The organism is Pseudomonas fulva (genome assembly GCF_023517795.1).
In the GTDB taxonomy this organism is placed as follows: domain Bacteria; phylum Pseudomonadota; class Gammaproteobacteria; order Pseudomonadales; family Pseudomonadaceae; genus Aquipseudomonas; species Aquipseudomonas fulva_D.
The window spans coordinates 1,254,760-1,279,045 of the sequence record NZ_CP082928.1 but is presented as its reverse complement, the minus strand read 5'-3'; the positions used below and the strand labels follow the sequence as shown (position 1 = coordinate 1,279,045).

The following is a 24,286-nucleotide window of genomic DNA, read 5'->3' as shown; positions in this document are numbered from 1 at the left end:
ATGGCATTTTCCGTGATCCAGATGGTCAGCCAGGACGATATCGGCGCCAACCTCCAGCAGGCCCGGCGGCTGCTGGAGCAGGCCGCGGAGGGCGGGGCTCGGCTGGCGGTGTTGCCGGAGAACTTTTCCGCCCTGGGCCGTCGCGACGCCGCCGCCCTGGGCCGGCAGGAAGCCCGTGGCGAAGGCCCGGTGCTACCCTGGTTGCAGCGCGCGGCCCGCGAGCTGGGCCTGTGGATCGTCGCCGGTACCCTGCCGCTGCCGCCCCAGGGTGAGCCCGACGGTAAACCGCGGGCCTGCTCGCTGTTGGTCGACGAGCAGGGTGATTTCGTCGCCCGCTACGACAAGCTGCACCTGTTCGACGTGGACGTCAGCGACAGCCGCGGCCGCTATCGCGAGTCGGACGACTATGCCCACGGTCAGCAGGTGGTGGTGGCCGAGACGCCCGTCGGGCGTTTGGGTTTGACCGTCTGCTATGACCTGCGCTTTGCTGAACTCTATGGCGCCTTGCGTGAGGCAGGCGCCGAGTTGATCACTGCGCCCTCGGCCTTTACCCGGGTCACCGGCGCGGCGCACTGGGAGGTACTGATCCGCGCCCGCGCCATCGAAACCCAGTGCTACCTGCTGGCGGCCGCCCAAGGCGGCGTTCATCCCGGCGGCCGGGAAACCTACGGCCACAGCCTGATCGTCGATCCCTGGGGGGGTAAGCTGGCAGAGCATGCCGAGGGTGAGGCGATGCTGCTGGCCGAGCGCGATGCGGCCGAGCAGGCGGCGATTCGCGAACGCATGCCGGTGCTGCGACATAAACGATTTTTCGCTGCGGCGCAGCCGCGGCAGCCTGATGTGGAGACCTTATGAGCGACCTTTTATCGACCGTCAGCGAGCAACTGCTGAGCCCGGGCGGCCTGACCCTGGAGCACCTGCCGGGCGTGCTCGGCGAGCTGGCCGGCCCGGGCATCGACGCCGCCGACCTGTATTTCCAGACCCAGGTCTCGGAAACCTGGGTGCTGGAGGACGGTATCGTCAAGGAAGGCAGTTTCAACCTCGACCAGGGCGTGGGCGTGCGTGCCCAGTCCGGTGAAAAGACCGGCTTCGCCTACAGCAATGCCGTTACGCCCGAGGCGCTGAGCCAGGCGGCGCGTGCTGCGCGTTCGATTGCCCGCGCCGGCCAGCAGGGCCGCGTGCAGGCCTTCAAGGCTACCGAGGTGATGCCGTTGTACGCCGCCGACAACCCGCTGGACGTGATCGACCGCGCCCAGAAGGTCGAGCTGCTCAAGCGCATCGACATCGCCACCCGCGCCCTGGACCCACGCATCAAGCAGGTGACGGTGAGCCTGGCCGGGGTCTGGGATCGCGTGCTGGTCGCCGCTACCGACGGCAGCCTGGGCGCCGATATCCGCCCCCTGGTGCGCTTCAACGTCAGCGTGATCGTCGAGCAGAACGGTCGTCGCGAGCGCGGCGGCCACGGCGGCGGCGGGCGTACCGACTACCGTTATTTCCTCAACGAAGACCGCGCCATGGGCTACGCCCGCGAGGCGCTGCGCCAGGCGCTGGTCAACCTCGAGGCGATCGCCGCGCCGGCTGGCACCCTGCCGGTGGTGATGGGCGCCGGCTGGTCCGGCGTGCTGCTGCACGAGGCGGTCGGTCACGGCCTGGAAGGCGACTTCAACCGCAAGGGCAGCTCCAACTACAGCGGCAAGATCGGTCAGCAGGTGGCGTCCAAGCTGTGCACCATCGTCGACGACGGTACCCTGGCCGAGCGCCGTGGTTCGTTGAGCATGGACGACGAAGGCACACCGACCCAATGCACCACGCTGATCGAGAACGGCGTGCTCAAAGGCTACATGCAGGACAAGCTCAACGCCCGCCTGATGGGCGTGGCGCGCACCGGCAACGGCCGCCGCGAGTCCTACTCGCACCTGCCGATGCCGCGCATGACCAACACCTACATGCTGGCCGGCGAGAGCGACCCCGAGGAAATCATCCGGTCGGTGAAGAAAGGCATCTACTGCGCCAACCTCGGCGGCGGTCAGGTCGACATCACCAGTGGCAAGTTCGTGTTCTCCACCAGCGAGGCCTACCTGATCGAGGACGGCAGGATCACCGCCCCGGTCAAGGGCGCGACCCTGATCGGCAACGGCCCGGAGGCGATGAGCCGGGTGTCGATGGTCGGCAACGACCTGGCGCTGGACAGCGGCGTCGGTACCTGCGGCAAGGATGGCCAGTCGGTGCCGGTCGGCGTCGGTCAGCCGACCCTGAAGATCGACGCGATCACGGTAGGCGGTACCGGCGCGTGATGGGCGCGGGCGAGGGCGTCACCCGCGCAGGGGCGCGTTTAGCGCAGGCCGCGCTGGGCGTCGTCGAGCTCGCGGATGTACTTGAAGATCTTGCGTGAGGCGGCCGGTGCCTTGTTCTGGGCGGCTTCGTGCTGGGCGTGGCGAATCAGGCCGCGCAGGTGTTGGCGGTCGGCATCGGGATACTCGGTGATGAATTTTTCCAGCACCTCGTCGTTGCCCTCGATCAGCCGGTCACGCCAGCGCTCGAGGTTGTGGAAGCGTTCGTTGTACTGGCGCGTGGAGGCGTCGACCTGGTCGAGCAGCGCGACGATGGCGTCGATGTCCTGTTCACGCATCAGCTTGCCGATGAACTGGACATGGCGCTTCTTGGCCGAGTTGGCGGTGTGCTTCGGTGCTTCTTCCAGGGCGCGGCGCAGGGCGTCGGTCAGGGGCAGCTTGCGCTGCAGCTCGGGCTTGAGGCCGGCCAGGCGCTGGCCCAGTTCCTGGAGTGCGTGCAGTTCGCGCTTGACCTGGGATTTGCTCTTCTCGCCGGAGAAGTCATCGGAGTAATCAGACATGGGGCGGTGATCCAATGGGAAACGCCGCCATGATAGCAGCAAGTTTCTTGCCGCATGCGCGACCCGCGTCGTTGCCGCTGTGGCTATCGTTCAGGAGTCGTTATGAGTGAAGTGGAAGTAGTCGGACCCGCCGCGTTGCCCGGTTTGCAGGCGCAGGTCGAAGAGATTCTCGCCGAGGCCAGGAAGCAGGGCGCCACTGCCTGCGAGGTCGCCGTGTCGGTGGAGCAGGGGCTGTCCACCACGGTGCGTCAGCGCGAGGTGGAAACCGTCGAGTTCAATCGCGACCAGGGTTTCGGCATCACCCTGTACGTGGGCCAGCGCAAGGGCTCGGCCAGCACCTCGGCCACCGGCGAGGCGGCCATTCGGGAAACCGTGGCGGCCGCCCTGGCGATTGCCAAGCATGCCTCCGAGGACGACAGCGCCGGCCTGGCCGATGCCGCGCTGATGGCCCGCGACCTGCCGGAGCTGGACCTCTATCACGCCTGGGACATCACCCCCGAGCAGGCCGTCGAGCGTGCGCTGATATGCGAGGCAGCGGCCTTCGACGCCGATGCGCGCATCCGCAATGCCGATGGCACCAGCCTGGGCACCCATCAGGGCTGCCGCGTGTACGGCAACAGTCATGGTTTCATCGGCGGTTACGCCAGCACCCGCCACAGCCTCAGCTGCGTGATGATCGCCGAGAGCGAAGGGCAGATGCAGCGCGATTACTGGTATGACGTGAACCGCCAGGGCCCTCTGCTCGCTGACCCTGTCAGCATCGGCCGGCGCGCCGCGCAACGGGCGGTCAGCCGCCTCGGCGCTCACCCGGTGCCGACCTGCGAGGTGCCAGTGTTGTTTTCCGCGGAATTGGCTACCGGCCTGTTCGGCAGTTTCCTCGGCGCCATTTCCGGCGGCGCGCTGTACCGCAAGTCGTCGTTTCTCGAAGGCACCCTGGGCGAGCAGCTGTTCCCGTCCTGGCTGAACCTCGACGAGCGCCCGCACATTCCGCGCGCCATGGGCAGCGCCTCGTTCGATGGCGACGGCCTGGCCACCTATGCCAAACCGTTCGTCGAGGGCGGCCGGCTGGTGTCCTACATCCTGAGCACCTACTCCGGCCGCAAGCTGGGCATGCCCAGTACCGCCAACGCCGGTGGCGTGCACAATCTGTTCGTCAGCCATGGCGAGGAGGATCAGCAGGCGCTGATCAAGCGCATGGGCCGCGGCCTGCTGGTCACCGAGCTGATGGGCCACGGCCTGAACATGGTGACCGGTGACTATTCCCGCGGTGCGGGTGGTTACTGGGTGGAGAATGGCGAGATCCAGTTCGCCGTGCAGGAGGTGACCATCGCCGGCAACATGCGCGACATGTTCCGGCAGATCGTCGCCGTGGGCAGCGATCTGGAGCTGCGCAGCAATATTCGCACGGGCTCGGTGCTGATCGAGAAGATGACCGTCGCCGGTAGCTGAATTCAGCAGGGCGCCCTTGCAGTCCGTGTGAAGACTACTGCTCGCGACGTTTTCACACCGCTTGTTTGGCGCCCGTTTCTCGCAAACCGTTGCGCAAGGCGACGGTTTCACCAGCCGTTTCTCCTTTCACCGGTTCGCCAGGCTGATCTGCCATCCCTTCCTTCCTGCTGAATCGGCATCTGCGTTTGCATTTACCGCAAAGGATTGATTATTTTTCCTATATAGGAATTAATATCATTATCTTTTGAGGGATTGCCATGAGATTTCGCACGAGCAATACGCCTTGTCTGGATTGCTGGCACTGGCTGGGATTCAGGATCCGTTGCGCGCTGCTGCCGGACGAGCCGCGGCTGCTGGAACTGCACTGGGCGCAGGGGCGGCAACTGGTCGAACACGGCCGCCTGTGTCCCTGGCGGATGTCGCTGACCACCCTGACCCTGCTCATGGACACCGCCTGCGACAGGGCGCTGCCCTGGCACTGGCGCAGCGTCTGCCTGGATCACGCCTACCGCTCGCTCTACGCCCTGCAACACCTGGCGGTAGACCGCGAGCAGCATGGCAGCCTCAATCGCGCGCGCAATCGGCTCGCTACCCTGCGCATGCAGCCCTCGCTTTCGATGTCCGAACTGGCAGAAGGAAACCCCTATGAGTAACCACCACAGCGACACCCGTATCGAACGTGACAGCATGGGTGAGCTGGCTGTACCCGCCGAGGCGCTGTATGGCGCCCAGACCCAGCGTGCGGTCAACAACTTCCCGGTGTCGGGGCAGGCCATGCCCGAGGCGTTCATCCGTGCCCTGGTGCTGGCCAAGGCGGCAGCCGCTCGCGCCAACGTCGACCTGGAGCAGATTCTGCCGGCGCAGGGTGATGCCATCGTCGCGGCGTGCCAGCAATTGCTGGCCGAAGACTTCATGCAGCATTTTCCGGTGGATGTTTTCCAGACCGGTTCCGGCACCAGCTCCAACATGAATGCCAACGAGGTGATCGCCACCCTGGCCACGCGCATTCTGGGGGAGCCGATCAACCCCAACGATCACGTCAATTGCGGGCAAAGCAGCAACGACATCATCCCCACCACCATCCACGTCAGTGCCGCCATCGAGGTCAGCGAGAAGCTGCTGCCGGCGCTGGGGCATCTGCTCGAGGTGCTGTGCAACAAGTCCCTGGCGGTGCAGCCCTACGTGAAAACCGGGCGCACCCACCTGATGGATGCCATGCCGGTGCGCATGAGCCAGGTGCTCGATGGCTGGGCCCAGCAGATCCAGGCCAACATCCAGTTGCTCAGCGGGCTGTTGCCGGCGCTGCAGGCGCTGGCCCAGGGTGGCACCGCGGTGGGCACCGGCATCAATGCCCACCCGCGTTTTGCCGAGCTGTTCTGCCAGGAGCTCAATGCCCTGACCGGCCGGCAGTTCACCCCAGGCAGCAACTTCTTCGCCCTGATCGGCTCCCAGGACACCGCGGTCGCCCTGTCCGGCCAGCTGAAGACCGTCGCCGTCTCGCTGATGAAGATCGCCAACGACCTGCGCTGGATGAATTCCGGGCCCCTGGCCGGGTTGAGCGAGATCGAACTCGAGGCCCTGCAGCCCGGCTCGTCGATCATGCCCGGCAAGGTCAATCCGGTGATTCCCGAAGCCACCGCCATGGTCGCCGCGCAGGTGATCGGCAATGACGCCGCCATCGCCGTGGCCGGGCAGTCCGGCAACTTCGAGCTGAACGTGATGCTGCCGGTGATCGCCCACAACCTTCTCGGCAGCATCGAGTTGCTGGCCAATGTCAGCCGCCTGCTAGCCGATCGCGCCATCGCCAGCTTCAAGGTCAACGAACCCAAGCTCAAGGAAGCGCTGGGGCGCAATCCGATTCTGGTCACCGCGCTCAATCCCCTGATCGGCTACCAGAAGGCCGCGGAAATCGCCAAGAAAGCCTACCGGGAAGGCCGGCCCATCATCGATGTGGCCGAAGAGATGACCGAACTGGGTCGCGCCGAGCTGGAGCAGCTGCTCAACCCCGAGCGCCTTACCGAGGGCGGTCTTTAAGCGGTGCAGCGTTCGCACACCGGTGCCTTGAACTCAGGCGAGGAGGCCGATCATGGAACAGTGGAAACGACTCATCGCCGCCGGTAACCGCCACTTCGCCGAAGGCCGCTGGGTCGAAGCGCGCGAGCAGTACCTGCAGGCCCTTGCCCTGGCCCAGGTGCTGTTCGAACGCTGGCGTGACGCCGATGCGGCGGTGGCGGCGTTCGTCGTCTCGCAGCACAACCTGGCCGACCTGCAGTTGACCATCGGCCATCCCGAGGGTGCTGCCGAGCACCTGTGTGCCTGCCACGAACACCTGCTGCGCTGCATGGCGGGCGAACACCTGTCGCCCGCGCTGCGCCAGGCCGCCATGAATCACAGCCGGCGCACTTACGCCGGTGTATTGAACTTTGTCGCCGAGCACGGGGCCTACCCCCGTACAGATCGATTGCTGGATGCCCAGGCGTCCGGCGATGCGTCAATGGCAGCGCACCTGGTGCCTGCCGCCCGTCAGTACCATTAGAGGAGTGAAACCATGCCGTATAGCCTGCCTGCTCTGCCTTATGCCTACGATGCCCTGGAGCCGCACATCGATGCGCAGACCATGGAGATCCACCACAGCAAGCACCACCAGACCTACGTCAACAACCTCAATGCCGCCCTGGAGGGCAACGCACTGGGCGAGCTGCCGGTCGAGGAGCTGCTGACCCGTCTCAAGGAGGTGCCGGAAGACAAACGCGGCGCCGTGATCAACAACGGTGGCGGTCACGCCAACCACTCGCTGTTCTGGACGGTGATGAGCACAGATGGCGGCGGCGAGCCCCAGGGCGACCTGAAAGCGGCCATCGACAGCCAACTGGGTGGCTTCGAGGCTTTCAAGGAAGCCTTCACCAAGGCGGCACTGACCCGCTTCGGCAGCGGCTGGGCGTGGCTCAGCGTGACGCCGCAGAAGAAGTTGGTGGTTGAGAGCACCGGTAATCAGGACAGCCCGCTGATGAACGGCAATACGCCGATCCTCGGCCTGGACGTCTGGGAGCACGCCTATTACCTGCGTTACCAGAACCGCCGCCCGGAATACATCGGTGCGTTCTACAACGTCGTGGACTGGGCAGAGGTTGCCCGCCGCTATCAAGCCGCAACGGCGTGATCCACGGCTTCAGGAGCATCCATGAGCCCATTGCATGAGCTGATCGTGGCCAACCGCCGCTCGCTGCGTCATGCACTGGGGTTCATGGTGGTCTTTGCCGGCGGGTTGATTCTCGTCGTCAAGCTCTTGAACGGCGCGCCGGGCTGGTTTTGACCAGCCCGTCAGATGGCGCGTGCCACTGTGCTATACGAATTCTGCTACTCGCCTTCGTCGAAGTAGTTGTTGATCAGATCGACCAGGGCCTGCAGCGCCTCGTCCTCGCGCTCCCCCTCGGTCAGCAGGTGCACGTTGGTACCCTTGCCTGCTGCCAGCATCATCACCGCCATGATGCTCTTGCCGTCCACCAGTGCTTCGGCGCTACGGCCGATCTTCACCTGACACGGAAAGCGCCCCGCGACGCCGACGAACTTGGCGGCCGCCCGGGCATGCAGGCCGAGCTTGTTGATGATGGTGATTTCACGGGCGGGCATCGCGGCAATTCCTTAACTGAGGTCGCGGTGGCGGATCTGAACGTTCTTCAACAACGGCTTGAGGGCCTGGCCCAGGCGATTGGCCAGGTAGACGGAGCGGTGATGGCCGCCCGTGCAACCGATGGCCACGGTCACGTAGGAGCGGTTGCTGGCCGCGAAGCGCGGCAGCCATTTGTGCAGATAGGCATGGATATCCTGATACATCTCCTCGACATCCGCCTGCGCCGCCAGGTATTCCTCCACCGGCTGCTCCAGGCCGGTGAAATCACGCAGCTCGGGCTTCCAGTAAGGGTTGGGCAGGCAGCGCACGTCGAACACCAGATCGGCATCCACCGGCATGCCGCGTTTGAAGCCGAACGACTCGATCAGGTAGGCGGTGCCGGGCTCGGGCTGGTTGAGCAGGCGCAACTTGAGGGTGTCGCGCAGCTGGTACAGATTCAGGTGGGTGGTATCGATCTTCAGGTCGGCCCGGTCGATGATCGGGCTCAGCAGCTTGACCTCGGCGACCATGGCCTCGGCCAGGGAGCGCTGGTCGTTGGTCAGTGGATGGCGCCGGCGCGTCTCCGAAAAGCGCTTGAGCAGGGTTTCTTCACTGGCATCCAGGTACAGCACATCGCAACGAATGTTGCGTGAGCGCACTTCGTCGAGCAGTTCGGAAAAGCGCCTGAGCTGGCTGGGCAGGTTGCGCGCATCGATGGACACCGCCACCTGCGGATGCAGCAGTTCGGTGTTGGGCAGTGCGCGCTCCGCCAGCTCGGGCAGCAGGCCGGCCGGCAGGTTGTCGATGCAATAGAAGCCGTTGTCTTCGAGCACGTCGAGCGCCGTGCTCTTGCCCGAACCGGAACGACCGCTGACGATGATCAGGCGCATGGGCTAACCCCGCAGGCTATTGGCCGTTCTGGACGTTCACGACGGTCTGGTACAGGGCTTCGCTGTCCTGGGCCTGGCGCAGCCGTTCGCGGACATCCTCGCGGTCGAACATGCTGGCGATCTGGCGCAGCAGCTCGAGGTGCTCGTCGGTGGCCGCTTCGGGTACCAGCAGCACGAAAAGCAGGTCGACGGGGGCGCCGTCGATGGCGTCGAAGTCGACCGCGGTGCTCAGCTTGAGCAGGGCGCTGATCGGCGTGTTGCAGCCGGGCAGGCGACAATGGGGAATGGCGATGCCGTTGCCGAAGCCGGTCGAACCGAGCTTCTCACGGGCGATCAGGCTTTCGTAGATGGTCTGGCCATCGAGATCGGGCAGGTCGCGCGCGATCACGCTGGCTATCTGTTCGAGGACACGCTTCTTGCTGCCGCCCGGCACGTTCACCAGGGAACGGCCGGGGGTCAGGATGGTTTCAAGTCGGATCATAGGAGAAGGACGAACTCAGCGGGCCATCGCGCCCTGCTGGCGATCGAGCTGTTTTTCCTTGTGCTTGATAAGTTGGCGATCGAGTTTGTCGGTGAGTAGATCGATGGCTGCGTACATGTCGTCGTGTTCGGCATTGGCCACCACTTCGCCTCCTGCGATGTGCAGGGTGGCTTCGACTTTCTGCTTGAGCTTCTCGACCTCCAGGATAACCTGCACATTGGTGATCTTGTCGAAGTGCCGCTCGAGGCGCTCGAGCTTCTCTTCGATGTAGCTGCGTAGTGCGTCTGTCACATCCAGCTGGTGTCCACTGATGTTGACTTGCATACCGCTTCTCCTTGTTGCCGTGTGTGAGTGGCAGGCTTGGCAGCCTGCCGCAGGAACACTGGGGCGTTGCTTTCGCTACAAGGGCACCCTACATCAGTCGCTTGCGTTCGCTCGAAGGCGCTATACCGAGCGATTCACGGTACTTGGCGACTGTGCGGCGCGCCACTTGAATGCCCTGTGCTTCCAGTAAACCAGCGATCTTGCTGTCGCTCAATGGCTTTTTCGCATTTTCCGCCGCGACCAGTTTCTTGATGATCGCGCGGATCGCGGTCGACGAACATTCGCCACCTTCGGCGGTGCTGACGTGGCTGGAGAAGAAGTATTTCAGCTCGTAAATGCCACGGGGGGTGTGCATGTACTTCTGGGTGGTGACGCGGGAAATGGTCGACTCGTGCATGCCCACCGCCTCGGCGATGTCGTGCAGCACCAGGGGCTTCATGGCCTCGTCGCCGTAATCCAGGAAACCGCGCTGGTGCTCGACAATCTGCGTGGCGACCTTCATCAGGGTCTCGTTGCGGCTCTGCAGGCTCTTGATGAACCAGCGTGCTTCCTGCAGCTGGTTGCGCATGAAGGTGTTGTCGGCGCTGGAGTCGGCGCGCTTCACGAAACCGGCGTACTGGGCGTTGACGCGCAGGCGCGGCATGGCTTCCTGGTTGAGTTCGACTAGCCAGCGATCGTTGTGCTTGCGCACGATCACATCCGGCACCACGTACTCCGGTTCGCTGGACTCGATCTGCGAGCCAGGGCGCGGGTTGAGGCTCTGGATCAGTTCGATGACCGGGCGAAGTTCGTCCTCCTTGAGCTTCATGCGGCGCATCAGCTGGCTGTAGTCACGGTTGCCGAGCAGGTCCAGGTACTCACTCGTCAGGCGCTGTGCTTCCTTGAGCCATGGAGTTGAGGCGGGCAGTTGGCGCAATTGCAGGAGCAGGCATTCGCGCAGGTCGCGAGCGCCGATTCCCGACGGCTCGAACTGCTGGATACGGCGCAGCACGGCTTCGACTTCGTCCAGCTCGACATCCAGCTCCGGGTCGAAGGACTCGACGATCTCGTCGAGGGTTTCCTCCAGGTAGCCCTGGTCGTTGATGCAGTCGATGAGCGTTACGGCGATCAGGCGGTCCTTGTCGGACATGGGCGCCAGGTTCAGTTGCCAGAGCATGTGGCTATGCAGGCTTTCGCCCGAGGACGTGCGGGTGGTGAAGTCCCATTCGTCATCGTCATTGCTGGGCAGGCTGCTGGCACTGGTCTGGTAGATGTCTTCCCAGGCCGTATCCACGGGCAGCTCATTGGGAATGCGCTCGCCCCATTCGCCGTCTTCCAGGTTGTCGACGGTTTGCGGGCTTTCCTGAAAGCTCGACTCCTGAAAGGTCTCTTCCTGAACGGCGGTCGCCGCCGCGCTTTCGGCGCCGTCGGCCATTGGGTCGGAGTTGTCGAAGTCTTCGCCTTCTTCCTGGCGCTCCAGCATCGGGTTGGATTCCAACGCCTCCTGGATTTCCTGTTGCAGATCCAGGGTCGACAGTTGGAGCAGGCGAATGGCTTGTTGCAGCTGCGGCGTCATCGTCAGCTGCTGGCCCATTTTCAGGACTAGCGATGGTTTCATTGCAGACCTTATCCGGCGTCTGTACGTAATCCACGACAGGGCGACGAAGCGCCACTAGGAAGCAAATTATATGCCTGAATCCGAGCCCTTTGCCTAGGGCCTGTTACCATTTCGTTGCGATACGGCTCGAACGGTAACGGGCGCTGGCAAAGATTCATGGGAAGGGGAATCCGCTACAGGCGGAATTCGTGGCCCAGGTAGACTTCCTTGACCACCTGGTTGGCCAGGATCGCCGCTGAATCACCTTCGGCGATCAGCTGGCCATCGCTGACGATGTAGGCGGTTTCGCAGATGTCCAGGGTTTCACGGACGTTGTGATCGGTGATCAGCACGCCGATGCCCTTGGCCTTGAGGTGATGGATGATCTGCTTGATGTCGCCCACGGAGATGGGGTCCACGCCGGCGAAGGGTTCATCGAGCAGGATGAATTTCGGCGAAGTGGCCAGGGCGCGTGCGATCTCGACGCGTCGGCGTTCACCACCGGACAGGCTCATGCCCAGGTTGTCGCGGATATGGGTGATGTGGAATTCCTGCAGCAGGCTCTCGAGCTCCTGCAGCCGCTGTTCGCGGTTGAGGTCCTTGCGGGTTTCCAGGATCGCCATGATGTTGTCGGCAACGCTGAGCTTGCGGAAGATCGAGGCCTCCTGGGGCAGGTAGCCGATCCCGGCACGGGCACGGCCGTGCATCGGCTGATGGCTGACGTCCAGGTCGTCGATCAGTACGCGGCCCTGGTCGGCCTGCACCAGGCCCACGATCATGTAGAAGCAGGTGGTCTTGCCGGCGCCGTTTGGGCCGAGCAGGCCGACGATCTGCCCGCTCTCGATGCTCAGGCTGACGTCGCGCACGACCTGGCGGCCTTTGTAGCTCTTGGCCAGGTGCTGGGCTTTGAGAATCGCCATGGTTATTGGCCCTGCTCGGCAGCGGGGGCCGCTTTCTTCTGCGGCTGGATCACCATGTCGATACGCGGGCGCGGGCTCGACACGTTGGTGCCGGTGGCGCGGCCGGCGTTGACGATCTGGCGGCGCGTGTCGTAGACGATCTTCTCGCCTTCGAATGTATTGCCTTCCTGCACGACCTTGGCCTGGTCGATCAGTACGATGCGCTCGTTGGCGGCGAAGTACTGGATGGTCAGGCCGTACGCCTTGACGATCTGCTTGTCGGCCGCCGGCTTCTGCTCGTAGTAGGCCGGCTTGCCCACCGAGGTGAACACGTCGATGTCGCCCTGTGCGTTCTGGGTGATGGTAACGGTGTCGCCGGTGATCTTCATGGTGCCCTGGGTGATGACGACGTCGCCGCGGTACACGGCTACGCCTTGCTTGTCGTCCAGTTCAGCGCTGTCGGCCTGCACGCGGATCGGTTGATCGCGGTCACTCGGCAGAGCCCAGGCGCTTACGCTTCCGAGCGTGGCGCCAAGGCTGAGAAGTAGGGGGAGGGTTTTAACGAACCTCATGCTGGCCTCTTACATTGGACTGCAGGATCATCCTGCCGTCATTCAAGTACGCTTTCATTCCTTGTGCCGTGGTCACCCCATTGGCCGCGTCGATTCTAACGGCTTGCTGGGTCTGCGCATATTCCTTCTGGGGGAATACGGTCAGGCGGCTGGTGGTGAGTATAGTGGGGCGGCCCTTTTCGTCCGTGCGCTCGACGCGCACCTGGTCGATCAGTTCGACCTCGTTGCCATCGGGGCCGACTTCGCCACGGGCGCTGCGTACCTTCCAGGGCAACTCGGTGCCGCGGAACAGGTTCATGCGCGGCTCGGTGAGCAGGGTGGTGTCGCTGCTCTGCACGTGTTCGAGTCGTTCGCTGGTCATGTCGTTCTGCACCCGGCCGTCGGGCAGGTACTGCACGCTGCGCGCATTGATCGCATAGAAGTCGATGGGGTTTTCCGGCCCGCTGTGCTGGGGCGCGCTGGAGAAACTGTCCGGATTGATGTTCCAGTAGCCGGCCGCCACGATCAGCAATGCGCCGAAGGTCAGCAGGACGGGGGTGAGGAATTTGCGCAGCATCGGCAGGCCCTAGAGGTAGGCGGATTGGGCGGCGTCGAGGGTACCCTGTCCGCGCATGATCAGTTCACAGAATTCGCGGGCGGCGCCTTCGCCACCGCGTGCCCGGGTCACGCCATGGGCATGCTCGCGCACGAATTCGTTGGCGCTGGCCACGGCCATGCCCAGGCCGACCCGGCGGATCACCGGCAGGTCCGGCAGGTCGTCACCCAGGTAGGCGACCTGCTCGTAGCTCAGGCCCAGCTCGGCGAGCAGCTCGTCGAGCACGTCGAGCTTGTCCTCGCGGCCCTGGTACAGGTGCTGGATGCCGAGGTTCTGGGCGCGGCGCTCGACCACCGGCGTCTTGCGGCCGCTGATGATGGCGGTGCGTACGCCGGAGTTGATGAGCATCTTGATGCCCTGGCCGTCGAGCGTGTTGAAGGTCTTGAACTCGCTGCCGTCGACCAGGAAGTACAGCTTGCCATCGGTGAGCACGCCGTCGACGTCGAAGATCGCCAGCTTGATCGCTTGAGTACGCTGCAGCAGATCGTTCATCACATCACCCCCGCGCGCAGCAGGTCGCCCAGGTTGAAGGCGCCTACCGGGCGCCCGGTGGCGTCGATCACCACCAGGGCGCTGATCTTGTTGTCTTCCATGATCTTCAGGGCCTCGGCGGCGAGCATGTCGGCGCGAGCGGTCTTGCCGTGGGGGGTCATGACCTCGTCGATGCGTGCGTCACGCACGTCGATGCCCTTGTCCAGGGCTCGGCGCAGATCGCCGTCGGTGAAGATGCCGGCCAGGCGGCCATCGCTTTCCAGTACGGCGGTCATGCCCAGGCCCTTCTGGGTCATTTCCAGCAGCGCGTCACGCAGGCTGGTGCCGCGCTTGACCTGGGGCAGGCGGTCGCCGGCGTGCATGACGTTCTCGACCTTGAGCAGCAGGCGGCGACCCAGGGCGCCACCGGGGTGCGAGAAGGCGAAGTCCTCGGCGGTGAAGCCGCGGGCTTCGAGCAGGGCGATGGCCAGGGCGTCGCCCAGCACCAGCGAGGCGGTGGTGGAGGAGGTCGGCGCCAGGTTGAGCGGGCAGGCCTCCTTGGCCACCCGGGTGTCCAGGTTGACTTCGGCGGCCTTGGACAGCGGCGACTCGGGATTGCCGGTCATGCTGATCAGGGTGATGCCGAGGCGCTTGATCAGCGGCAGCAGGGTGACGATTTCCGCGGTGGAGCCCGAGTTGGAGAGGGCCAGCACCACGTCGTCACGGGTGATCATGCCCATGTCGCCGTGACTGGCTTCGGCCGGGTGCACGAAAAATGCGGTGGTGCCGGTGCTGGCCAGGGTCGCGGCGATCTTGTTGCCGATATGCCCGGACTTGCCCATGCCCACCACGACCACGCGGCCCTTGCTGGCCAGGATCAGCTCGCAGGCCTTGACGAAATTGGCATCGATGCGAGGCAGCAGCTCTTGCACCGCCTCGATCTCGAGGCGAATGGTGCGCTGTGCGGAATCAATCAGGTCGCGGGTCTGGTTCATGCTCGGCTTGGGCTGCTCGACGAAAAAGACGGGGATTATAGCGGGAAAGCCCTGTGGACTCATCATCCATGCAGCAAACCCGTAAATGGCAAAGCTGTCACAACCCTGAACGTGGACGGAGCCTGGCTTTGGCGGGCAAATGGGCAAATGCTATAGTCCGCAGCCTTTTCCAGGGGGCGAATGGAGTGCCCTTGTCCCGATCCCGGGCGTCTGATTAGGAAGGCAGTACGCAATGGAGTTCCGATGAGCGCGGAAAATCAGTACGCGGTCGAGCTTAAGAACGTAAGTTTTCAGCGCGGCGAGCGACACATCTTCAACAACGTCGATATCTGTATCCCGCGTGGCAAGGTCACCGGGATCATGGGGCCGTCGGGCTGCGGCAAGACCACGCTGCTGCGCCTGATCGCCGCCGAACTGCGCCCGAGCGCCGGCGAGATCCGGGTCAATGGCCTGAACCTGCCCGACCTGTCGCGCAGCGAACTGTTCGACATGCGCAAGCAGATGGGCGTGCTGTTCCAGAGTGGCGCGCTGTTCACCGACCTCGACGTGTTCGAGAACGTGGCGTTCCCGCTGCGCGTGCACACCCAACTGCCCGAAGAAATGATTCGTGACATTGTTCTGATGAAGCTGCAGGCCGTCGGCTTGCGTGGCGCCATCGAGCTGATGCCTGATGAACTCTCCGGTGGCATGAAGCGCCGCGTGGCGCTGGCACGGGCCATCGCCCTGGATCCGCAGATTCTCATGTACGACGAGCCGTTCGTCGGTCAGGACCCGATCGCCATGGGCGTGCTGGTGCGCTTGATCCGCCTGCTCAACGATGCCCTGGGCATCACCAGCATCGTGGTTTCCCATGATCTGGCCGAGACGGCCAGCATCGCCGACTACATCTATGTGGTCGGCGACAGCCAGGTGCTGGGCCAGGGAACACCGGCCGAGCTGCGTGACTCGGACAATCCGCGGGTGCGTCAATTCATGCAGGGAACGCCAGACGGCCCGGTTCCCTTCCATTTCCAAGCGCCGAATTACCACGACGATCTACTGGGAGGGCGCTGATGCGCAGGACATCTTCACTCGAACGCGTTCGCCTGTTCGGGCGGGCGGGTATCGATGTGGTCGCCGCGCTGGGGCGTTCGACGATCTTTCTGCTGCGCGCGCTGTTCGGCCGCGGCACTTCGGGCAATGGCCTGCAGTTGCTGATCAAGCAGCTGTATTCGGTGGGCGTGCTGTCCCTGGCGATCATCGTGGTGTCCGGCGTATTCATCGGCATGGTGCTGTCGCTGCAGGGCTTCAGCATCCTCGCCAAATACGGTTCCGAACAGGCGGTGGGGCAGATGGTCGCCCTGACCCTGTTGCGTGAGTTGGGACCGGTGGTCACCGCGCTGTTGTTCGCCGGGCGTGCCGGCTCGGCGCTGACCGCCGAGATCGGCAACATGAAATCCACCGAGCAACTGTCCAGCCTGGCGATGATCGGTGTCGACCCGCTCAAGCACATCGTCGCGCCGCGCCTTTGGGCCGGCTTCATCTCCATGCCGCTGCTGGCGATGATCTTCAGCGTGGTCGGCATCTGGGGCGGCGCGATGGTCGCCGTCGATTGGCTGGGCGTCTACGAGGGCTCGTTCTGGGCCAACATGCAAAACAGTGTTTCGTTTCGCGAAGACGTGCTCAACGGCGTGATCAAGAGCCTGGTCTTCGCCTTCGTGGTGACCTGGATCGCCGTGTTCCAGGGCTATGACTGCGAACCCACTTCCGAAGGCATCAGCCGGGCGACTACCCGCACGGTGGTGTATGCCTCGCTGGCCGTGCTGGGGCTGGACTTCATTCTGACCGCTTTGATGTTTGGAGATTTCTGATGCAAAACCGCACGATGGAAATCGGTGTCGGCCTGTTCCTGCTCGCCGGCCTGCTGGCCCTGTTGCTGCTGGCGCTGCGCGTCAGCGGTCTGGCGCCGGGTGGCAATGCCGATACCTACAAGGTGTACGCCCATTTCGACAACATTGCCGGCCTGACCGTGCGCGCCAAGGTGACCATGGCGGGCGTCAATATCGGCCGTGTGACGGCGATCGATCTGGACCGCGACAGCTACACCGGGCGCGTAACGATGGAACTCGATGGCGCTGTCGACAATCTTCCGGTGGACTCCACCGCGTCGATCCTGACCGCTGGTCTGCTCGGTGAAAAGTATGTGGGTATCAGCGTCGGCGGCGACGAAGAGTTGCTGGCCGATGGCGGAACCATCCACGACACCCAATCTTCCCTGGTGCTCGAAGACCTGATTGGCAAGTTCTTGCTCAATTCGGTGAACCGGGACCAGGAAAGCCAATGAGGTACCCGATGATGATCAAGACCCTGCGCAACAGCCTCGTCGCTCTGCTGGCTGCTCTACCCTTGCTGGCCGTGGCCGCGCCTGCTGCCCACGAAGTGGTGCAGAAAACCACCGATACCCTGCTGGCTGATCTGAAGGCCAACAAGGACCAATACCGCCAGAACCCCGAGGCCTTCTACAACGCGCTCAACGAGATTCTTGGCCCGGTGGTGGACGTCGATGGCGTCTCGCGCAGCGTGATGACCGTGCGTTATTCCCGCGAAGCCACGCCGGAGCAGATGGCGCGCTTCCAGGAGAACTTCAAGCGCAGCCTGATGCAGTTCTATGGCAACGCGCTGCTGGAATACAACAACCAGGACATCCGCGTGATTCCGGCTTCCGGCAAGCAGGATGCGCAGCGTACCTCGGTGAACATGGAGATCCGCGATGGCAAGGGTGTCGTGTACCCGCTGTCGTACACCATGGTCGCCATGGACGGGACCTGGAAGCTGCGTAACGTGGTGATCAACGGCATCAACGTCGGCAAACTGTTCCGCGATCAGTTCGCCCAGTCGATGCAGAACAACCGCAACGACCTCGACAAGGTCATCGACAGCTGGGCCGACACCGTGGCCAGGGCGCGTCAGGCCCGGGGGACGTCGTGAGTCCGGCGGCCATCGTCGAACAGGCGCCGGGTGTGCTCGCACTCTCCGGCGTGCTCGATTACCAGAGCGGCCCGGCCTTGCGTGAGCAGGGTGGGCGGCTGATCCGCGCGACCCAGGCAGAAGCCTGCGTGATCGATTGCTCGGCCGTCGAGAAGTCCAGCAGCGTCGGCCTGTCGCTGCTGCTGTGCTACATGCGCGATGCACGTGCGGCCGGCAAGCCGCTGAGCGTCCGCGGGCTGCCGCAGGACATGGGTGGAATCGCCAAGGTGTGCGAGCTGCAGCATGTGCTGCCGCTACCGGCCTGACCGCTTGGCTACCGGCTGAACTGGGAAATCGCCGCTGGCGATTTTTTGGTATGATGCCGGCCCCATGTCTGCCGGTCACTGCCGCTGGCCGCTTGCCAGGCGCCTCCGCTGCCCGGGCATGGTCCGCTTTCATAGGCGTCGCCAGGCGACGTTCACGCATATTGAATACGTTGATCGAGGTTGAGCATGCAGGCCCTTGAGGTAAAAAGTTTCTTGGAGACCAAACTGCCGGATGTTCAGGTAGAGGTCGACGGCGAAGGCTGCAACTTCCAGCTCAACCTGATCAGCGACGAATTGGCCGCCCTCAGCCCGGTCAAGCGTCAGCAACAGATCTACGCTCACCTCAATCCCTGGATCGCCGATGGCAGCATCCATGCCGTGAGCATGAAATTCTTCAGCCGTGCCGACTGGGCCGCGCGTTCCTGAGACGACGAATTAGCTATGGATAAATTGAGCATTACGGGCGGCGTGCGTCTCGACGGCGAAATCCGCATTTCCGGTGCGAAGAACTCCGCACTGCCGATCCTTGCCGCCACCCTGCTGGGCGACGCGCCGGTGACCATCTGCAACCTGCCGCACCTGCACGACATCACCACGATGATCGAGCTGTTCGGCCGCATGGGTATCGAGCCGATCATCGACGAGAAGCTCAGCGTCGAAGTCGATGCGCGCACCATGAAGACCTTGGTCGCGCCCTATGAGCTGGTGAAGACCATGCGCGCCTCGATCCTGGTGCTCGGCCCCATGGTCGCCCGCTTCGGGGAGGCCGAGGTGGCGCTGCCGGGCGGTTGCGCCATCGGCTCGCGTCCGGTCGACCTGCACATCCGTGGCCTGGAGGCCATGGGCGCGATCATCGATGTCGAAGGTGGCTACATCAAGGCCAAGGCGCCGGAAGGCGGCTTGCGCGGTGCGCACTTCTTCTTCGACATGGTCAGCGTGACCGGCACCGAAAACATCCTGATGGCCGCTACCCTGGCCAAGGGCCGCACGGTTCTGGAAAACGCCGCTCGCGAACCGGAAGTGGTGGACCTGGCCAACTGCCTGATCGCCATGGGCGCGAAGATTCAGGGTGCTGGTACCGACACCATCACCATCGATGGCGTCGAGCGCCTGCACGGTGCGCGTTTCAACGTGATGCCCGACCGTATCGAAACCGGCACCTACCTGGTTGCCGCAGCGGCCACCGGTGGCCGCGTCAAGGTCAAGGACGCCGACCCGAGCACCCTCGAAGCCGTACTGGCCAAGCTGCAGGAAGCGGGTGCCGAGATCACCACCGGTCCCGACTGGATCGAACTGGACATGAAAGGCAAGCGCCCGAAGGCGGTAAGCCTGCGTACCGCGCCGTACCCGGCTTTCCCGACCGACATGCAGGCGCAGTTCATCGCCCTCAATGCCATCGCCGAAGGCACCGGTACGGTGATCGAGACGATCTTCGAAAACCGCTTCATGCATGTATACGAAATGAGCCGCATGGGCGCGCAGATCCAGGTCGAAGGCAACACCGCCATCGTCACTGGCGCGGCGCAGCTCAATGGCGCTCCGGTGATGGCCACCGACCTGCGCGCCTCGGCGAGCCTGGTGATCGCTGCGCTGGTTGCCCAGGGCGATACCGTGATCGATCGCATCTACCACATCGACCGTGGTTACGAATGCATCGAGGAAAAACTGCAATTGCTGGGGGCGAAGATTCGCCGCGTGCCGGGCTGACCAGATGCTGACCATTGCCCTGTCCAAAGGCCGTATTCTCGACGACACCCTGCCGCTGCTCGCGGCGGCAGGCATCGTGCCGACCGAGAATCCGGACAAGAGCCGCAAGCTGATCATCCCCACCACCCTGGACGATGTGCGCCTGCTGATCGTACGCGCCACCGATGTGCCGACCTACGTCGAACACGGCGCCGCCGACCTCGGCGTGGCCGGCAAGGACGTGCTGCTCGAGTACGGCGGCCAGGGGCTCTACGAGCCGCTGGACCTGCGTATCGCCCGCTGCAAGCTGATGACCGCCGGTGCCGTGGGTGCACCCGAGCCGAAAGGCCGCCTGCGCGTAGCCACCAAGTTCGTCAACGTCGCCAAGCGCTACTACGCCGAGCAGGGGCGTCAGGTCGACATCATCAAGCTGTACGGCTCCATGGAGCTGGCACCGCTGGTGGGCCTGGCCGACAAGATCATCGACGTGGTCGACACCGGCAACACCCTCAAGGCCAATGGCCTGGAAGCCCAGGAACTGATCGCCCACATCAGCTCGCGACTGATCGTCAACAAGGCCTCCATGAAGATGCAGCACGGCCGTCTGCAGGCGCTGATCGACACGCTGCGAGAAGCGGTCGAGAGCCACCATCCGCATTGACCCTCTCTCGCGTGGCCTAGCAGGCCGTTGAAAAACGTAATCGAGGTAGCCAGCGCAAGGCAAAAACAGGCGAAAAAGCGGAGTGTACGAGTAGTACATGAGCATTTTGAGGTTGTTTTTAACGCGGCGATGGCAACGCAGATAGTTTTTCGACAGCCTGCTAAGCGCCGCGCAACGCCTATTCGTGCTATAGCCAAATTCTCAGGTGCCCGCACGGTGGGCTTGCTACTCTAGCGGCGCCTGAGAATACCGCCATCCAGATGAGGCTTCAGCTATGACCGCTCCAGTTGCCATTCGCCGACTCAACGCTGCCGACGCGGATTTCGCCCAGCATCTGGATCATCTGCTGAGCTGGGAAAGCGTCTCCGACGACGGCGTCAATCAGCGCGTGCTGGATATCATCAAGGCGGTGCGCGAGCGCGGTGATGCGGCTCTGGTCGAGTTCACCCAGCGTTTCGACGCGCTGGATGTGGACTCCGTGGCCGACCTGATCCTGCCGCGCGAGCGCCTGGAGCTGGCGCTCACCCGTATCACCGCCGAGCAGCGCCAGGCGCTGGAAACGGCCGCCGCCCGGGTGCGCAGCTACCACGAAAAGCAGAAGCAGGATTCCTGGACCTACACCGAAGCCGACGGCACGGTGCTGGGCCAGAAGGTCACGCCGCTCGACCGCGCCGGCCTGTACGTGCCGGGCGGCAAGGCTTCGTACCCCTCTTCGGTGTTGATGAACGCCATCCCGGCCAAGGTCGCCGGCGTACCCGAAGTGGTCATGGTGGTGCCCACGCCGCGTGGCGAGATCAACGAGATCGTCCTGGCTGCCGCCGCCATTGCCGGTGTCGACCGGGTGTTCACCATCGGTGGCGCCCAGGCCGTCGCGGCGCTGGCCTACGGTACCGAGAGCGTGCCGCCGGTGGACAAGATCGTCGGGCCGGGCAACATCTACGTGGCCACCGCCAAGCGCCATGTGTTCGGCAAGGTCGGCATCGACATGATCGCCGGGCCATCGGAGATCCTCGTGGTGTGCGACGGCCAGACCGATCCGGACTGGATCGCCATGGACCTGTTCTCCCAGGCCGAGCACGACGAGGATGCGCAGTCGATCCTGGTCAGCCCGGACGCCGCATTCCTCGACAAGGTCGCCGAAAGCATTGCCAAGCTGCTGCCGAGCCTGGAACGCGAGGCCATTGCCCGTACTTCCATCGAAGGCCGCGGCGCGCTGATTCTGGTCGATGACATGGCCCAGGCCATCGAAGTGGCCAACCGTATCGCCCCCGAGCACCTGGAGCTGTCGGTCGAGAACCCCGAGCAATACCTGGCGCAGATCCGCCATGCCGGTGCGATCTTCATGGGCCGGTACACCGCCGAGGCGCTGGGCGATTACTGTGCAGGGCCCAACCACGTGCTGCCGACCTCGGGCACCGCGCGCTTCTCGTCGCCGCTGGGCGTCTACGACTTCCAGAAGCGCTCGTCGATCATCCACTGCTCGGCCGACGGTGCCTCCGAGCTGGGCAAGGTGGCCTCGGTGCTCGCCCGCGGCGAATCGCTGACTGCCCATGCGCGCAGCGCCGAATACCGCATCAAGAACTGATAGCTGATCGTAGGGTGGACGAGGCTTTTCTCGTCCACCGTTTCTTCTGAACAATTTCTAGGAGAGAAGGGCAGATGAGCAAATTCTGGAGCCCCTTCGTCAAGGACCTGGTGCCCTATGTGCCGGGTGAGCAGCCGAAGCTGACCAAGCTGGTCAAGCTCAACACCAACGAGAACCCCTACGGTCCGTCGCCCAAGGCCATCGCCGCCATGCAGGCGGAGCTGAACGACGACCTACGTCTGTACCCGGATCCCAATGGCGATCGCCTCAAGCAGGCCGTCGCCGCTCACTATGGCGTGCCGGCCAGCCAGGTGTTCGTCGGCAACGGCTCGGACGAAGTCCTGGCCCACGCCTTCCACGGCCTGTTCCAGCACGGCAAGCCGCTGCTGTTCCCCGATATCAGCTACAGCTTCTATCCGGTCTACTGCGGGCTGTACGGCATCCAGGCCGAGCCGATCGCCCTGGACGAGCAGTTCCAGATCCGCGTCGAGGATTACGCGCGGCCCAACGGCGGCATCATTTTCCCCAACCCGAACGCGCCGACCGGCTGCCTGCTGGCGCTGGAGGCGGTGGAGCGGCTGCTGCAGGCCAACCCGGACAGCGTGGTGCTGGTGGACGAGGCCTATATCGATTTCGGTGGCGAATCGGCGATCAGCCTGGTGAGCCAATACCCGAATCTGCTGGTTACCCAGACGCTGTCCAAATCGCGCTCGCTGGCCGGCCTGCGGGTTGGCCTGGCGGTGGGTCATGAAGACCTGATCGAGGCGCTGGAGCGGATCAAGAACAGCTTCAACTCCTACCCGCTGGATCGTATCGCCATCGCCGGCGCGGCAGCCGCGTTCGAGGATCGTGCCTATTTCGAGCAGACCTGCGCTGCGGTGGTCGACAGCCGCGAGCAGGTCGTTGCCGGGCTGCAGGCGCTGGGCTTCGAGGTACTGCCGTCAGCCGCCAACTTCATCTTCGCTCGCCATCCGGGGCATGACGCGGCCAGCATCGCCGCCTCACTGCGTGAGCAGGGCGTGATCGTGCGCCACTTCAAGCAGGCGCGCATCGCTCAGTTCCTGCGTATCAGCATCGGCTCGCCCGAGCAGAACCAGGCCCTGCTCGACGCACTCGCCGCGCTCTGATCGATAACCGCAAAGAAAAAAGCCAGGGCACAGGCCCTGGCTTTTTCGTATCCGCGACAACTGTAGGTATCAGTTGCTGGTGGCCACCGGCGGGCGGATGCCGATCTCGGCCTTGAGCTCCATCGGCTTGCCGTTGCGCATCACTTCGATGCGGATGGTCTCACCTGGCTTGGCGCGGGCAACCTGGTTCATCGAGCGGCGCGCGTCACCGGCCGGTTCGCCGTCGATCTTGAGGATCAGGTCGTTGGGTTGCAGGCCGGCCTTCTGAGCCGGGCCGTTGCGGTAGATGCCGGCGACGATGATGCCCTGGCGGCCTTCCAGGCCGAAGGACTCGGCCAGTTCCGGAGTCAGCGGTTGTACTTCCAGGCCCAGCCAGCCACGGATCACCTTGCCGTGCTCGATGATCGCCTGCATCACTTCCGTCGCCAACTTCACCGGGATGGCGAAGCCGATGCCCTGGGAACCGCCGGATTTGGAGAAGATCGCCGTGTTGATACCGACCAGGTTGCCGTAGGCGTCGACCAGCGCGCCGCCGGAGTTGCCCGGGTTGATCGCCGCGTCGGTCTGGATGAAGTCTTCGTAGGTGTTGAGGCCCAGCTGGTTGCGGCCGGTGGCGCTGATGATGCCCATGGTCACGGTCTGGCCGACGCCGAACGGGTTGCCGATGGCCAGGGTGACGTCGCCGATGCGGATGTTGTCGGAGCGCCCGAGGGTCATCGCCGGCAGATCCTTGAGGTCGATCTTCAGCACCGCCAGGTCGGTCTCCGGGTCGCTGCCGATCACCCGCGCCAGGGTCTCGCGGCCATCCTTGAGGGCCACCACGATCTGGTCGGCATTGGCGGTCACGTGGTTGTTGGTCAGCAGGTAGCCTTCCGGGCTCATGATCACCGCCGAGCCGAGGCTGGACTCCATGCGCCGCTGGCCGGGCAGGTTCTCGCCGTAGAACTTGCGAAATTGCGGGTCATCGAGCAGCGGGTGATTGGACTTGCCCACGTACTTGGTGGTGTACAGGTTGGCCACCGCCGGCGAGGCGACGCTGACGGCCGTGGCGTAGGAGGCCGGGCCCTCCTGGGAGCGCGCGTAGATAGGCGCCTGGCGCAGCTGCACGTCATGCATGGGCAGACCGACCAGCTGCGGGTACTGCTGCATGATCAGCAGCGACACCAGAACGCCAACCAGTAGTGGCCAGCCGAAGAAACGCAGGGCCTTGAGCATCGATCCAATCCTGAGGGTTGCGAGGCC

30 protein-coding genes are annotated in these 24,286 nt (G+C 64.0%); 18 read left to right on the top strand and 12 right to left on the bottom strand.

The features are described from left to right. Entirely contained in the window at positions 1–855 is an 855-nt protein-coding gene (locus tag K8U54_RS05845; RefSeq protein WP_249909267.1) for a carbon-nitrogen hydrolase family protein, read from the top strand. After that, complete coding sequence (gene tldD / locus K8U54_RS05840) at positions 852–2,294, top strand: metalloprotease TldD (protein ID WP_249909266.1); 1,443 nt, start codon at positions 852–854, stop codon at positions 2,292–2,294. Before K8U54_RS05845 ends, tldD begins: the two co-directional genes overlap by 4 nt. Before the next feature lie 38 nt (positions 2,295–2,332). On the opposite strand, the gene yjgA is transcribed toward tldD, so the two are convergent. Beyond that, positions 2,333–2,851, bottom strand: a complete 519-nt coding sequence (yjgA, locus tag K8U54_RS05835; RefSeq protein WP_249909265.1) for a ribosome biogenesis factor YjgA — start codon at positions 2,849–2,851, stop codon at positions 2,333–2,335. 102 nt (positions 2,852–2,953) lie between these two features. Between yjgA and pmbA the strand changes: the two genes are divergently transcribed. The 6 genes from pmbA (at position 2,954) to K8U54_RS25180 (ending at position 7,613) form a co-directional block, all read left to right on the top strand. Then, entirely contained in the window at positions 2,954–4,300 is a 1,347-nt protein-coding gene (gene pmbA, locus K8U54_RS05830) for a metalloprotease PmbA (RefSeq protein ID WP_249909264.1), read from the top strand. Positions 4,301–4,557: 257 nt separating this feature from the next. Further along, complete coding sequence (locus K8U54_RS05825) at positions 4,558–4,953, top strand: FagA protein (RefSeq protein WP_249909263.1); 396 nt, start codon at positions 4,558–4,560, stop codon at positions 4,951–4,953. Next, the gene (gene fumC / locus K8U54_RS05820; protein WP_249909262.1) at positions 4,946–6,334 is read left to right on the top strand and encodes a class II fumarate hydratase FumC; all 1,389 of its coding nucleotides are present in this window, start codon (positions 4,946–4,948) and stop codon (positions 6,332–6,334) included. The genes K8U54_RS05825 and fumC overlap by 8 nt, the downstream gene beginning before the upstream one ends. A 52-nt stretch (positions 6,335–6,386) precedes the next feature. Beyond that, the gene (locus K8U54_RS05815; RefSeq protein WP_249909261.1) at positions 6,387–6,836 is read left to right on the top strand and encodes a hypothetical protein; all 450 of its coding nucleotides are present in this window, start codon (positions 6,387–6,389) and stop codon (positions 6,834–6,836) included. A gap of 12 nt (positions 6,837–6,848) precedes the next feature. Then, positions 6,849–7,460: a superoxide dismutase gene (locus tag K8U54_RS05810; RefSeq protein WP_249909260.1), complete on the top strand. Its 612-nt coding sequence runs from the start codon at positions 6,849–6,851 to the stop codon at positions 7,458–7,460. 21 nt (positions 7,461–7,481) lie between these two features. Next, positions 7,482–7,613, top strand: coding sequence for a hypothetical protein (locus K8U54_RS25180; RefSeq protein WP_283939403.1), 132 nt, complete (start codon positions 7,482–7,484; stop codon positions 7,611–7,613). Positions 7,614–7,657: 44 nt separating this feature from the next. On the opposite strand, the gene K8U54_RS05805 is transcribed toward K8U54_RS25180, so the two are convergent. From K8U54_RS05805 to K8U54_RS05760, 10 genes are all read right to left on the bottom strand, one after another. Beyond that, positions 7,658–7,930, bottom strand: coding sequence for an HPr family phosphocarrier protein (locus K8U54_RS05805; RefSeq protein WP_070884341.1), 273 nt, complete (start codon positions 7,928–7,930; stop codon positions 7,658–7,660). Between the two features lie 12 nt (positions 7,931–7,942). Further along, on the bottom strand, positions 7,943–8,800 hold the full coding sequence (rapZ, locus tag K8U54_RS05800) for an RNase adapter RapZ (RefSeq protein WP_249909259.1): 858 nt from the start codon (positions 8,798–8,800) through the stop codon (positions 7,943–7,945). A 16-nt stretch (positions 8,801–8,816) separates the two neighbouring features. Further along, positions 8,817–9,281, bottom strand: coding sequence for a PTS IIA-like nitrogen regulatory protein PtsN (gene ptsN / locus K8U54_RS05795; protein WP_249909258.1), 465 nt, complete (start codon positions 9,279–9,281; stop codon positions 8,817–8,819). A gap of 15 nt (positions 9,282–9,296) precedes the next feature. Further along, complete coding sequence (hpf, locus tag K8U54_RS05790) at positions 9,297–9,605, bottom strand: ribosome hibernation-promoting factor, HPF/YfiA family (RefSeq protein ID WP_013792760.1); 309 nt, start codon at positions 9,603–9,605, stop codon at positions 9,297–9,299. A gap of 88 nt (positions 9,606–9,693) precedes the next feature. Continuing rightward, on the bottom strand, positions 9,694–11,202 hold the full coding sequence (locus K8U54_RS05785; protein ID WP_249909257.1) for an RNA polymerase factor sigma-54: 1,509 nt from the start codon (positions 11,200–11,202) through the stop codon (positions 9,694–9,696). A gap of 173 nt (positions 11,203–11,375) precedes the next feature. Next, a complete protein-coding gene (gene lptB, locus K8U54_RS05780) occupies positions 11,376–12,101 on the bottom strand; it encodes an LPS export ABC transporter ATP-binding protein (RefSeq protein WP_249909256.1) in 726 nt (241 codons plus the stop codon). Positions 12,102–12,103: 2 nt separating this feature from the next. Further along, positions 12,104–12,652 carry a lipopolysaccharide transport periplasmic protein LptA gene (lptA, locus tag K8U54_RS05775; RefSeq protein ID WP_070884336.1) on the bottom strand — a complete coding sequence of 183 codons (549 nt, stop codon included), beginning with the start codon at positions 12,650–12,652 and terminating at the stop codon, positions 12,104–12,106. Then, positions 12,639–13,208, bottom strand: coding sequence for an LPS export ABC transporter periplasmic protein LptC (lptC, locus tag K8U54_RS05770; RefSeq protein ID WP_070884335.1), 570 nt, complete (start codon positions 13,206–13,208; stop codon positions 12,639–12,641). Before lptC ends, lptA begins: the two co-directional genes overlap by 14 nt. Positions 13,209–13,217: 9 nt before the next feature. Continuing rightward, a complete protein-coding gene (locus tag K8U54_RS05765) occupies positions 13,218–13,739 on the bottom strand; it encodes a KdsC family phosphatase (protein WP_249909255.1) in 522 nt (173 codons plus the stop codon). Next, entirely contained in the window at positions 13,739–14,713 is a 975-nt protein-coding gene (locus tag K8U54_RS05760) for a KpsF/GutQ family sugar-phosphate isomerase (RefSeq protein WP_249909254.1), read from the bottom strand. The genes K8U54_RS05765 and K8U54_RS05760 overlap by 1 nt, the downstream gene beginning before the upstream one ends. 243 nt (positions 14,714–14,956) lie before the next feature. Here K8U54_RS05760 and K8U54_RS05755 point away from each other — a divergent pair, with 243 nt between their 5' ends. The 10 genes from K8U54_RS05755 to hisC all read left to right on the top strand — a co-directional run bounded on the left by K8U54_RS05755 (position 14,957) and on the right by hisC (position 23,044). Beyond that, a complete protein-coding gene (locus K8U54_RS05755; RefSeq protein WP_249909253.1) occupies positions 14,957–15,766 on the top strand; it encodes an ATP-binding cassette domain-containing protein in 810 nt (269 codons plus the stop codon). Next, a complete protein-coding gene (mlaE, locus tag K8U54_RS05750; RefSeq protein ID WP_074881392.1) occupies positions 15,766–16,563 on the top strand; it encodes a lipid asymmetry maintenance ABC transporter permease subunit MlaE in 798 nt (265 codons plus the stop codon). Before K8U54_RS05755 ends, mlaE begins: the two co-directional genes overlap by 1 nt. After that, the gene (gene mlaD / locus K8U54_RS05745; RefSeq protein ID WP_249909252.1) at positions 16,563–17,036 is read left to right on the top strand and encodes an outer membrane lipid asymmetry maintenance protein MlaD; all 474 of its coding nucleotides are present in this window, start codon (positions 16,563–16,565) and stop codon (positions 17,034–17,036) included. Before mlaE ends, mlaD begins: the two co-directional genes overlap by 1 nt. An 11-nt stretch (positions 17,037–17,047) precedes the next feature. After that, positions 17,048–17,680, top strand: coding sequence for an MlaC/ttg2D family ABC transporter substrate-binding protein (locus K8U54_RS05740; protein ID WP_249910404.1), 633 nt, complete (start codon positions 17,048–17,050; stop codon positions 17,678–17,680). Continuing rightward, positions 17,677–17,985: an STAS domain-containing protein gene (locus tag K8U54_RS05735; protein ID WP_249909251.1), complete on the top strand. Its 309-nt coding sequence runs from the start codon at positions 17,677–17,679 to the stop codon at positions 17,983–17,985. The genes K8U54_RS05740 and K8U54_RS05735 overlap by 4 nt, the downstream gene beginning before the upstream one ends. A gap of 186 nt (positions 17,986–18,171) precedes the next feature. Continuing rightward, complete coding sequence (locus tag K8U54_RS05730) at positions 18,172–18,411, top strand: BolA family protein (RefSeq protein WP_070884328.1); 240 nt, start codon at positions 18,172–18,174, stop codon at positions 18,409–18,411. Between the two features lie 15 nt (positions 18,412–18,426). After that, the gene (gene murA, locus K8U54_RS05725; protein ID WP_249909250.1) at positions 18,427–19,692 is read left to right on the top strand and encodes a UDP-N-acetylglucosamine 1-carboxyvinyltransferase; all 1,266 of its coding nucleotides are present in this window, start codon (positions 18,427–18,429) and stop codon (positions 19,690–19,692) included. Positions 19,693–19,696: 4 nt separating this feature from the next. Then, a complete protein-coding gene (gene hisG, locus K8U54_RS05720; RefSeq protein WP_249909249.1) occupies positions 19,697–20,332 on the top strand; it encodes an ATP phosphoribosyltransferase in 636 nt (211 codons plus the stop codon). 274 nt (positions 20,333–20,606) lie between these two features. Then, a complete protein-coding gene (hisD, locus tag K8U54_RS05715; protein WP_249909248.1) occupies positions 20,607–21,917 on the top strand; it encodes a histidinol dehydrogenase in 1,311 nt (436 codons plus the stop codon). Positions 21,918–21,991: 74 nt separating this feature from the next. Then, entirely contained in the window at positions 21,992–23,044 is a 1,053-nt protein-coding gene (gene hisC / locus K8U54_RS05710; RefSeq protein ID WP_249909247.1) for a histidinol-phosphate transaminase, read from the top strand. Between the two features lie 69 nt (positions 23,045–23,113). Here hisC and algW read toward each other — a convergent pair whose 3' ends face one another. Beyond that, positions 23,114–24,259, bottom strand: coding sequence for a Do family serine endopeptidase AlgW (gene algW, locus K8U54_RS05705; protein WP_070884324.1), 1,146 nt, complete (start codon positions 24,257–24,259; stop codon positions 23,114–23,116). Positions 24,260–24,286 lie beyond the last annotated feature (27 nt).